The 11,293-nt window shown below is 63.4% G+C and carries 10 protein-coding genes; 4 read left to right on the forward strand and 6 right to left on the reverse strand.

Features of this window, described 5'->3' with window-relative positions; translation table 11 throughout:
• Positions 1–92: 92 nt before the first annotated feature.
• Entirely contained in the window at positions 93–1,052 is a 960-nt protein-coding gene (locus HNP33_RS17000; RefSeq protein WP_184710632.1) for an AEC family transporter, read from the forward strand.
• Positions 1,053–1,078: 26 nt separating this feature from the next.
• On the opposite strand, the gene HNP33_RS17005 is transcribed toward HNP33_RS17000, so the two are convergent.
• From HNP33_RS17005 to HNP33_RS17020, 4 genes are all read right to left on the reverse strand, one after another.
• Positions 1,079–1,645 carry a GNAT family N-acetyltransferase gene (locus HNP33_RS17005; RefSeq protein WP_184710565.1) on the reverse strand — a complete coding sequence of 189 codons (567 nt, stop codon included), beginning with the start codon at positions 1,643–1,645 and terminating at the stop codon, positions 1,079–1,081.
• Entirely contained in the window at positions 1,645–2,292 is a 648-nt protein-coding gene (gene pdxH, locus HNP33_RS17010) for a pyridoxamine 5'-phosphate oxidase (protein ID WP_184710563.1), read from the reverse strand. The genes HNP33_RS17005 and pdxH overlap by 1 nt, the downstream gene beginning before the upstream one ends.
• 165 nt (positions 2,293–2,457) lie before the next feature.
• Entirely contained in the window at positions 2,458–2,994 is a 537-nt protein-coding gene (locus HNP33_RS17015) for a superoxide dismutase family protein (protein WP_184710561.1), read from the reverse strand.
• A gap of 124 nt (positions 2,995–3,118) precedes the next feature.
• Positions 3,119–4,045 (reverse strand): LysR family transcriptional regulator, encoded by a 927-nt coding sequence (locus HNP33_RS17020; protein WP_184710559.1) that lies wholly within the window; start codon positions 4,043–4,045, stop codon positions 3,119–3,121.
• A gap of 176 nt (positions 4,046–4,221) precedes the next feature.
• Here HNP33_RS17020 and HNP33_RS17025 point away from each other — a divergent pair, with 176 nt between their 5' ends.
• Both HNP33_RS17025 and HNP33_RS17030 read left to right on the forward strand, forming a co-directional pair.
• Complete coding sequence (locus HNP33_RS17025) at positions 4,222–5,217, forward strand: bile acid:sodium symporter family protein (protein WP_184710557.1); 996 nt, start codon at positions 4,222–4,224, stop codon at positions 5,215–5,217.
• Between the two features lie 60 nt (positions 5,218–5,277).
• A complete protein-coding gene (locus tag HNP33_RS17030) occupies positions 5,278–6,252 on the forward strand; it encodes a Bug family tripartite tricarboxylate transporter substrate binding protein (protein ID WP_184710555.1) in 975 nt (324 codons plus the stop codon).
• Between the two features lie 7 nt (positions 6,253–6,259).
• On the opposite strand, the gene HNP33_RS17035 is transcribed toward HNP33_RS17030, so the two are convergent.
• Entirely contained in the window at positions 6,260–6,745 is a 486-nt protein-coding gene (locus tag HNP33_RS17035; protein WP_184710553.1) for a hypothetical protein, read from the reverse strand.
• Between the two features lie 257 nt (positions 6,746–7,002).
• The gene (locus HNP33_RS17040) at positions 7,003–8,064 is read right to left on the reverse strand and encodes a DUF72 domain-containing protein (RefSeq protein WP_184710630.1); all 1,062 of its coding nucleotides are present in this window, start codon (positions 8,062–8,064) and stop codon (positions 7,003–7,005) included.
• Positions 8,065–8,447: 383 nt separating this feature from the next.
• Between HNP33_RS17040 and HNP33_RS17045 the strand changes: the two genes are divergently transcribed.
• A complete protein-coding gene (locus tag HNP33_RS17045) occupies positions 8,448–10,835 on the forward strand; it encodes a Tex family protein (protein WP_184710551.1) in 2,388 nt (795 codons plus the stop codon).
• Positions 10,836–11,293 lie beyond the last annotated feature (458 nt).

Consider the following 11,293-nt stretch of genomic DNA (forward strand, 5'->3'; position numbering starts at 1 on the left):
GCCGCCGCCACCCCTACACCACCCGATGACTGCGGGGAGCAACGATAATCGCCGCTGCAAACAGGATGGGCAGCAGGAAGGGCGTGTGCGCAATGGCGGTGATGGTGTCTTTGGTTCCGGTGGTGGTGCTCATTGCACTGGGTTATCTGCTGGGACGCCTGGGTTGGGTCAAGGCCACGTCGGTGCGCGATCTGTCGAACATCGTCTTTCTGGTGCTGACGCCCGCGCTGCTGTTTCGCACCATGAGCCAGGTGCGCGTGCAGGATCTGAACCTGCAGACCATTGCGGTGTACTTCACGGCAGCCGGGCTGCTGTTTGCCGCCACCCTGCTGTGGCAGGGCTTCAGCACGCTCGGGGCTGCCCGCGCGTTGGCGCATTGCTTCAGCAACAACATCATGGTGGGTGTGCCGCTGGTGGGCGTGGTCTTCGGGCAGGAGGGGCTGGTAACCCTGTTCACCATCATCTCGGTGCACGCGCTGATCCTGATGACGGCGGCAACCCTGGTGTTCGAGCTGGCTGTGATGCGCCAGCAGCATGCCGCCAGCGGCGGGCCGCGCAGCTATCGATCCATGGCGGTCACGGTAGGAAGGGCGCTGAAAAACGGCATCATCCATCCCATCCCATTGCCCATCATTTGCGGCCTGCTGTTTGCCCAGACGGGGCTGCAACTGCCCGAGCTGATCGACAAGCCGCTGGCAATGCTGGCCCAGGCCCTGGGGCCGGTTGCGCTGATGCTGGTGGGCATTACGCTGTTCTACAGTGCGGTGGGCCGCTATGCCCGGCAGGCAAGCCGCATTGCCGCCATCAAGCTGCTGGTGCATCCGGCGCTGCTGCTGGCGGTGGGATGGCTGTGGGGCCTGCGCGGCATGCCGCTCGTGGTACTGGCCACCGCGGCGGCCTTGCCCGTGGGAGCCAATGTGTTTCTATTCACCCAGCGCTATGAGGTGGGGCGCGAGGAGGTGACGGCCAGCATTGCGGTTTCTACAAGCTTTGCGCTGGTAACGATTCCGCTCATTCTGCTGGCCTTGGCGCCGATGCTCAAGACGGGCTGATGCCGTGCCCTTTATGGTGCTTTCGCTTATGGAACGGGCGCGGCATGCAGCCACCATTGCATCAGGTGCTCGTCATGCAGCGTGCCATCGATGCACAGCGCGGCAGGCTCGGTGCCGTAGACGGTAAATCCGGCCGCCTGGTACAGCTGCAGTGCAGCGCGGTTGCCGGCGTTGACGCTGAGCTTGACCAGCAAGGCGCCTGGAACCGTTCTGGCAAAGACCAGCGCTTCTGCCAGCATGGCACGGGCGATGCCGCCGCTTCGGTGCAGGGGCGATACATACACGCCCCAGATCAGCAGCTGGTGCTGCTGCTTGACGGAAGTCAATCGCCGTATACCCATGGTACCCACCAGCTGCCCGCCGATGAAGGCGCCCAGAATGCCGCGCTCCCGCGCTAGCCCCTCGGGTTGAACCAGCCGCTGCCGCACGACGTCCACGGGCTCGTCCTTCTCTTCTGCGTAGCTGGAGCCGAAGGCGGTGGGCGCTTCGCGCAGGCCCGAAAGGCGCAGGGCCTGGAACGCGGGGGCATCCTCCGGGCCAATCCAGCGGATCTGCACAGTAGCAGACAACTCGCCTGATGGCGGGGCCGCCATCACGGAGCCAGGCGCTCGCGCACCCATTCACTGCCTTCCAGCCGGTAGCGCAGGCGGTCATGCAGACGGCTCTTGCGGCCTTGCCAGAACTCCCAGGTATCGGGTACGAGCCGGAAGCCGCCCCAGTGCGGCGGGCGTGGCGGCTTGAGCAAGAACTGCGCCCCATACTTGGCGGCGTTGGTGACGAGCACTGTGCGGCTCTCGATCACCTGGCTTTGCGGGCTGGCCCAGGCGCCGATGCGGGAATCGAGTGGGCGGCTGTTGAAGTAGGCGTCGCTCTCCGCGTCGCTCACTTTTTCTACCCGGCCTTCGATGCGTACCACCCGCTCCAGCTCGACCCAGTGGAACATCAGCGCGGCAAAAGGATTGCCTGCGATTTCACGGCCCTTGCGGCTGTCGTAGTTGGTGTACCAGACGATGCCGCGCTCGTCATAACCCTTGATGAGCACGATCCGCGTGCTGGGCCGCGCATTGGCGCCCACCGTGGCCACGGTCATCGCGTTGGGCTCGGGCACCTGCGCAGCCACGGCCTCGTTCATCCAGCGGTCAAACTGGTCGATGGGGGCAGGGGCGGATGCAGATTCATTCAACTCTGCGCGCTCGTAGCTTTTGCGCAGATCGGCAATGGAGTGGGACAGTTCGCTCATGGCCTGATTGTGCACCGCTTTGCGACGGGCAGCGCGCTGGATGCCACGCTCCAAATCAAAAGCCTGCGGGCTCAATGCACGCAGGCTTTGTCATCGTGAACATGTCGCGCAGGCATTCCGCTCAATGCGGAGTGCTGCCGATGGCAATGCAAGTGGCTTAGTGGCTTACTGGATCACGCCGCAGCCGATGCGTGCGCCGGAGTTGCCGGTAGGCTGGGTGGTGAAATCATCCTTGTCCTTGTGCACCACCACGGCGCGGCCCTTTACATCGCTGGGCTGGCCCGTGCCGATCGAGATGTTCTTGGTTTCGTAGACGAGGGTGGCTACGCCGGTGCTGTCGGCCATCAGGCTGGGCAGGTCGCCCACGTGTGCTTGCGGGCCGGCCTTGCCGTGCTGGTGGCCCGTTGGGTTGTAGTGGCCGCCAGCGCTCATGGCATCGGGGGCGGAGCAGTTGCCGTTTTCATGGATATGAAAGCCGCGTTCGCTGTTGGGTGGCAGGCCGGTTACCTGGGCGTTCACGCGCACGGTGTCTTTGCCGGCCTGGTAGAAGCGGATGTAGCCGCTGATGTTGTTGCCTTCGGTCGGCTTGATGATGGCTTCTGCCACCGGCGCGGAGCGGTCGGTGCTTGCGCAGGCGCTCAGCAGGGCCGCCAGTGCTGCAGCGCCCGCGATGGCGGCGAATCGAATACTTGTTTGTGCCATGGTTTTCCTCCAGGTGATCGGTTCTCAAAGGGCAGTACAGGCAGAGGTTGCCTGCTGTGCCTTAGCTGGTGTTTGTAACACGCCATCTGCTATCAATTTGTAGTCCTGCAGCTTTAGCTGACGCTCATTGACGTTGGGGATGTATCAACAAGTTAGCTACCCGATCCCACACGGCCTGTGCTGCCGCTGGCAGGCTGCGCTGGCGGCGGCGCACCAGCATGATGGCGCGTTCCACCAGTGGCACGAGATCGGCCACCAGCAAACCCGGCAGGCCCTGCGGCGGAATGGCCAGGCGCGGCATGATGCTGATGCCGATACCTGCCTCCACCATCCGGAAGGCGGTGGTGACATGGCCCACTTCCTGCACCACGGGGCAATGCGCAGGCCCGCAGCCATGGGCGAGCAGGGCCGAATCCATGAGCCTGCGGCTGCCGGAGGCATGGTCCAGCAGCACGAGCGGCAGGCCTTGCAGCCGGGCCCAAACGAGTGTGATGGCCGCACTGTCTGCCTGGCCCCGCACCAGAGCGTGGCTGGCGGGCAGCACGGCCACAAAGGGGTCGTGCAGCAAGGTGGTGTGCTCCAGGTCGCCCAGCTCGGGCGGCTCCACCACCACGCCAAAGTGCACGTCGCCATTGCGCACCTGGGCCAGCACCTCTTGCTGGAGCCTGTCTACCAGCTGCAGTTGCACTTCTGGCAGATCGCGGCTGCACGCGGCAATGCAGGCAGGCATCAGCGCTGCCGACAGGGTAGGGCTGCTGGCCACGCGCACCACACCACGCGCCGCCTGGCCCACATCAGCTACCTCGTCCAGCACGTCGGCCAGCTCATGCAGCAAGGGCGCCACACGCTGGGCGAGCAGCTGGCCCGCCTGGGTGAGCAGCACTTCGCGCGTGGTGCGATCCAGCAGCCGCACGTTGAGCTGGCCTTCCAGCTCCACCATCGCGCGGCTGACGGCTGATTGCGTCAGGCCCAGGGCCTGCCCTGTCTGGCTGAAGTTGTGGCTCTGGGCCAATGCCATGAAGACTTGGAGTTGGCGGAGGGTGACGTGCATGGGGAGGGGGATTGTTGATGTTTTATCAATTTGATAGCAAATGAGGCTTTCCAGACGAACGCTCGCACGCAAAACTTCGTGCATTTTTGCGCGTCGATGCTATATATGACTTTAAATCATTAATCTATCTTATAAATTAATTTTACTTTTGATGCCCGCTGGCGTCCAATGCGGGCATGAAATTCCGCCCCGATAACTTCACCCTGATGCTGGTGGCCGTCGTGCTGCTGGCCAGCTTTCTGCCTGCGACCGGCGATGTTGCGTCCGTCCTGGAGAAAGTGACCACCGCCGCCGTGGCGTTGCTGTTCTTTCTGCATGGCGCCAAGCTCTCGCGCAAGGCGGTGCTCGACGGCATCATGCACTGGCGCCTGCACCTGTTCATCGTGCTCAGCACCTTTGCCCTGTTTCCGCTGCTGGGCTGGCTGCTCAAGCCGGTGCTCACGCCGCTGGTATCGCCGCAAATTTACGTCGGCGTGATGTTCCTGTGCGTGCTGCCATCCACGGTGCAGTCGTCCATTGCCTTTGTGTCGATGGCGCGGGGCAATATTCCGGCCGCCATCTGCAGTGCCTCGGCTTCTACCTTGCTGGGTGTGTTCATCACGCCGCTGCTGGTGAGCATTTTCGTGACCGAGCATGGCGCCAGTGGCTCGTTTGTCGATGCCGTGGTCAAGATCCTGCTGCAGCTGATGCTGCCTTTTGCGCTGGGCCACCTGCTGCAGCGCTGGGTGGGGCCCTTCATCAAGGCCCATGGCAAGCTCACCAAGGTGGTCGACCAGGGCTCGATTCTGCTGGTGGTCTACACCGCGTTCAGCGCTGCCGTCGTGCAAGGCATCTGGCGGCAGGTATCGGTGGGCACGCTGGTGGGCCTGCTGGTGATCTGCGCCACCATCCTGGCCTTGGCGCTGTTCTTGACGACCTTCCTTTCGCGGCGCCTGGGCTTTGACAAGGAAGATGAAATTACCGCCGTTTTCTGCGGCAGCAAGAAAAGCCTGGTGAGCGGCGTGCCCATGGCCAAGGTGCTGTTTGCCAGCAGCACGGTGGGCATGATGGTGCTGCCGTTGATGCTGTTCCACCAGATGCAGCTGATGGTGTGCGCCGTACTCGCGGCCAGGTATGCCAAGCGGGCGGAGCTGATCGAAGGCGAAGCCGTTGCAGCGTCAGCCGCCAAATAAAGAGCACGGAAAGAACACGGACAAAGAACATCGACGGAAAAAGCCCAAGGAGACACTGGCATGACAAATCTTTTTACGCGCCGCGCGCTGCTGGCCGCCGCCATTGCCGTGCTGGGCGCTGGCGCGCAGGCTGCAGAGCCTGCATTTCCCTCCGGCCCCATGCGCATGGTGGTCGGCTTTGCAGCTGGTGGCGGCAACGACATCCTCGCGCGCGTGATCGCCAGAGAGCTGCAGCAGCGCCTGGGCCAGCCGGTGGTGGTGGAGAACAAGCCGGGCGCGGGTGGCCTCATTGCAGGCGATATCGTTGCCAAGGCGCCCGCCAATGGCCTGACGCTGCTGCTCGGCTCGATGGGCGCGCAAACGGTGGCCCCCAGCCTGATGGCCAAGCCGCCGTATGACCCGCGCACCGGTCTGGCTGCCGTCACGCTGGTGGCCGATTCGGGGAACGTACTGCTCATCCACAGCAAACTCCCTTACCAGAGTGCCAAGGACGTGATCGATGCCGCCCGCAAGCAGCCAGGCAAGCTCAGCTATGGCTCCAGCGGGCAGGGCTCCACACTGCACCTGGCGGGCGCCCTGTTTGCGCAGCAGGCCAAGGTGGACATGCTGCATGTGCCGTACAAAGGCAACTCGCAGGCCATCACCGATCTCTCGGGCGGCCAGGTCGATATGGCGTTTTCCGGCATTCCACCTGCCCTGGCATCGGTGCGCACCGGGCAGACGCGCATGCTGGCCGTGACCACCGCCAAGCGCCTCAAATCCTTGCCTGATGTGCCAACGGTGGCTGAGTCGGGCCTGTCCGGCTATGCGTTTTCGTCCTGGTATGGCGTGCTGACCACCGGCGGCACACCGGCCCCCATCATCGAGCGGCTTGCAAAGGAAATCCATGCCATCGTGGCCAAGCCCGAGGTGCGCGAGGTGTTTGCCCAGCAGGGCGTGGAGCCCGAAACCAGCACCCCGGCCGAATTTCAGCGCATGATCGACGCCGAACTCACCCGCTGGGCCAAGGATGTGAAGACGCTGGGCATTCTGTAGACCACCGCTATTTGAGCGCTGGTGTGAACGTGATCTCGTATTTCTCCAGCGCAGGCCCCACATCCAGCCGCATCTGGCGGCGTTTGGTCGTCTTGGGGCCGCCCACCACGTTGGCGGTGATGCGGATGCCCTTGCCCTGGGCTGTGCAGCGCAGGTTCTGCAGCGTCAGGCCCGCCTTGTCGTCGTTGATTTCGGCAAACCCCTGGGTATGGGCGGCCACGCCACGCCAGCTGCCTGCGCCTTCGGGCTGGTTCATCCACTGCACAAACAGCACCGACTGGCCGTTCTGCTCGCCCAGCACCACACGGTAGGGCTGGGCAGATTTGTTGCTGCCGCTGTTGCGGTTGCCGCACAGCTGCACGCTCGTGACTGCGTCGGCCACGGCAAAGTTGTTGATCTTGGGTTCTGCCGCCAGCAAGGGCAGGCTGGCTGCCAGTGGTGACAGGCAGATCGCCGCGATGGCGGCGAGGCGGGGGAGGGTGCGGTAACGCATGAAGCAATCAATCAGTAAGGTGGCCGGCAATCCATCGCAGGCCATCACGGCAATGGCAGCGGGTCCGAAGCCAGCGCCAAAGCGGCAATCATAGGCCTCGCCGGTATCCATGCGAGCCGGATGCCGCCCGCAAGCCGCAAATTTGCGCAAAACATCGCAAGTGATTGCAAGCGGTAGAGGCAACCGAAGATTGGCCTGGGGGAAATACGTGCAATGCCGCAATGCCTGCAATGTGTGCAATGTGTGCAATGTATGCGTTATGCCGCCTGCTGGCTGGCAACCGCCTCTGCCAGCCGCACCATGCTCAGCGGCGCGCAGCCCTCGGCTTCGTTGCTGATCGTCACATAGGCTTGCTGGCCCTTGCTGCAGATGCCAGCAATGGTGCGGGCCAGAATCTCCAGGGTCGCATCGTCGGGCTGCTGGATGCGGTCAAACGGCGCGAGCTTTTGCTCCGCCTCGGCATAGCCGTAGGGGCCGAAGACCGGGTTCACGTTCCAGCGGCACACCAGCGGGCCGGGCCACAGGGCGCGTAGCAGCGGCAGTTGCTCGGCAATCCGTGGCATCTTGGCGTGCAGGCCCAGGCAGTAGGTGGCGCCACTGTTGCGCAGAATCTGGGCAAAGTGCGGCGCGATGTCGGGGCGCAGCCAGTCGGGGTCGCGTACCTCGAAGGCGACAATGGGCCGCGCATTCTCAGGCAAACCGGCCAGTTGCGCTTGTACAGCAAGCGCAAGACGCTCCAGTTCTGAGAGCGTTTGCTGCAGGCGGATGAGGCGCCCCATCGGCAGGGGACTGAGCTGAAACAGCAGCACGCCCAGCTTGCTGCCCAGGCCTTCGCACGCAGGGCGCACATAGGTATCCAGCGCCAGATCGGGGCTCAGGAACACCGGATTGGCTTCGCGGCCCCGGCCTTCCTCACCGCGCACCTGCGCATCGCACACCAGCGAAGGTGCCTTGACGACAAAGCGAAAATCCTCCGGCACCTGGGCGGCGTACACCGCGTATTCCGATGCCGCCAACGGCCGGTAAAAGCTGCGGTCAATGCTGACGGTGCGCAGCAGTGGGTGCTGCGAATAGGCGGTCAGGCCCCGCTGCGCCAGAATGCGCTCGCTATAGGCCTTGGCCCACACCAGCCCCTGCCAGCCCGGGTACGACCACGACGAGCCGCCCAGCCGCAGCAGGGCAGGCAGGCGCTCTGCCAACCCGTCGCCCAGCAGGGGCTGGGCAGGGGCCACGGCCTGGGCGCGGCTGCGTGGCGTGGCCGGCGCAGTGGTCGCGGTTGCAGTAGCCTCCTCAATAGACTGGGCGGCTGGCGTGGCCATGCCAGACCCGGGCTGTGCGGGCGCGGGCAGGTGCGCGTCTCCGTGACCGGCAGCACCTGTGTCACCAAACAAGTCGAACGTGGAATCAGTTGCGCGAGACATGGCAGAGGGCAGATACGGACGAAACGGCAGCGCAGGGGGTGTGAAACATCCAAAAGTGGTCCCGCCGAGTGTAGAGCCTGCCGGGCAGACTGCAACGCTCCGCGTATTCGCATTGTTTTACGATTCTGCCCATATGAGGGCTTTGCGTATGTATAACAAGCGCTGAAAGCTATCAAAAATGCAGCAATACGTGAGAACCCCTGTGCTTATTACCAGTAGGTGCTGCTGCCTATGGCACACTCGGCGTCTTTGCCAGAAATGCATTGGAGCGAGAGTCAAGCATGCACAAGATCATTGCGCAGATTGCGGGGGAGTTGAAGGTTGCCGAATCGCAGGTCAAATCGGCGGTGGAATTGCTCGATGGCGGCGCCACCGTGCCGTTCATCGCCCGCTACCGCAAGGAGGCCACGGGCGGCCTCGATGACACGCAGTTGCGCACGCTGGACGAACGCCTGAGCTACCTGCGCGAGCTGGAAGAGCGCCGCGGCACCGTGCTCAAGGCCATCGACGAGCAGGGCAAGCTGACCGATGCGCTGCGTCTGGCCATTGCCAACGCGCCTACCAAGCAGGAGCTGGAAGACATCTACCTGCCGTTCAAGCAAAAGCGCCGCACCAAGGGCCAGATTGCCAAGGAATTTGGCATCGAGCCGCTGGCCGACAAGCTGTTTGCCGACCCCTCGCTCGATCCGCACAAGGAGGCCGAGGCTTTCTGCAAGCCCGCCACCACGCTGGACGACGGCAAACCTGGCCCCGATTTCTCGACCACCTTCGCCGTGCTCGATGGCGTGCGCGACATCCTCTCCGAGCGCTGGGCCGAAGACCCGGCCCTGGTGCAGAAGCTGCGCGAATGGCTGTGGGCCGAAGGCCTGCTCCAGTCCAAAAAAGTGGAAGCCAAGAACGAAAACGACCCCGAGGTTGCCAAGTTCCGCGATTACTTCGAGTACGACGAACCCATTGGACGCGTGCCCTCGCACCGCGCGCTGGCCGTCTTCCGTGGCCGCGCGCTCGAAATCCTCGAAGCCAAGCTGGTGCTCCCTGTGGAGCCTGAGCCCGGCCAGCCCAGCCTTGCCGAAGGCAAGATTGCGCTGCACCTGGGTTGGAGCCACGCCAAGCGTGCGGCTGACGACCTGATCCGCAAGTGCGTGGCCTGGACCTGGCGCGTCAAGCTCAGCCTCTCGACCGAGCGTGATCTGTTCTCCCGGCTGCGTGAAGATGCCGAAAAAGTCGCCATCAAGGTGTTTGGCGACAATTTGCGCGACCTGCTGCTGGCAGCACCTGCCGGCCAGCGCTCCGTGATCGGCCTCGACCCTGGCATCCGCACCGGCGTGAAGGTGGCCGTGGTCGACAGCACCGGCAAGCTGGTCGACACCACCACCATCTATCCCCATGAGCCGCGCCGCGACTGGGATGGCTCGCTGGCCGTGCTTGCCAAGCTGGTGGAAAAGCATGGCATCAACCTGATTGCCATCGGCAACGGCACCGCCAGCCGAGAAACCGACAAGCTGGCCGCCGACCTGATCAAGATCGCCGCCAAGGCCGACAAGAAGATCGACAAGGTGGTGGTGAGCGAGGCGGGCGCATCGGTCTATTCGGCCAGTGAATTTGCTGCCCAGGAAATGCCCGACATCGACGTGAGCCTGCGTGGCGCGGCAAGCATTGCCCGCCGCCTGCAGGATCCGCTGGCCGAACTGGTCAAGATCGACCCCAAAAGCATCGGCGTGGGCCAGTACCAGCACGACGTGAACCAGAGCGAGCTCGCGCGCCAGCTCGATGCCGTGGTCGAAGACTGCGTGAACTCCGTAGGCGTGGACTTGAACACGGCGTCCGCTCCGCTGCTCTCCCGCGTCTCGGGCCTCTCGGGCTCGGTGGCCAAGTCGGTGGTGCGCTGGCGCGATGCCAACGGCAGCTTCAAGAGTCGCAAGCAACTGATGGAAGTGGCGGGCCTGGGAGCCAAGACCTTCGAGCAGGCGGCGGGCTTTCTGCGCATCCGCGGTGGCGACAACCCGCTCGATGTGACCGGCGTGCACCCCGAAACCTACCCGGTGGTCGAGCAGATCATCGTCAAGACCGGCAAGCCCATTGACCAGATCATGGGCCGTGGCGAGGTGCTCAAATCGCTCAAACCCGAGCAGTTTGCCGATGAAAAGTTTGGCGCCATCACCATCAAGGACATCCTGGGCGAGCTGGAAAAGCCCGGCCGCGATCCGCGCCCTGATTTCGTGGTGGCCCGCTTCAACGACGGTGTGGAAGACATCAAAGACCTGCGCGAAGGCATGACGCTCGAAGGCACGGTCAGCAACGTGGCGCAGTTTGGCGCTTTTGTCGACCTGGGCGTGCACCAGGACGGCCTGGTCCATGTCAGCCAGATGAGCCACAAGTTCATCGAAGACGCACGCGAAGTCGTCAAGACCGGCCAGATCGTCAAGGTCAAGGTGCTGGAAGTCGATGTGGACCGCAAGCGCATCAGCCTCACCATGAAACTCGACGCCGCGCCCGCCCGGCGCGACGGCCCGCGCGACAACCGCTTTGAAAGCGCGGGCCGGGGCAACAGCTACGGCGGTGGCCGTGGCGGCCGAGACGCCTATGCCCAGCCCCAACGCGGCAGCCAGCCAGCACAGCAGGGCGCCATGGCCTCGGCATTTGCCAAACTGCAAGGTCTCAAGAAATAGTCGAGGCAGGGGCTCTACAGGAGATGCTGTCCTTCGGTTGGAGTAAAGCCCCATACTCAACGCTTGATACGTCGTTGCTTCGTCTGGGGGCACCTAGTCGGGGGCGCCCACAGCCTTGTCGTACTTTTATACTGCCTACGGCTTTGCCTGATGGCGCCCCGACGCCTCGCCTCAATCCCAAATCTACGAATTGCTGGGTTATGTTGGCGGCTCTCAATAACCAGTATGCCAATCACTCAAAATCAATTGGGCTTGGCGAGAGGCTGTGGCAAGCAAGGCGGTAGCTTCATTTTCTCAACATCTGGTGTTATATCAATAAAGACTACATCGGTAGTTGGAAGTACATCGCGTTTAGTCTTTGTATGGGCTTTGTTGCATAAATCGGTTTGAGACTGAGTCTCCCCAAACCCCAGACGTAGTTATGCCACGGCCACCGTTTGGGGCGTGCCCAGCTCGGT

It is taken from the genome of Comamonas odontotermitis (genome assembly GCF_014207855.1).
Classification (GTDB): Bacteria; Pseudomonadota; Gammaproteobacteria; order Burkholderiales; family Burkholderiaceae_C; genus Comamonas; species Comamonas odontotermitis_A.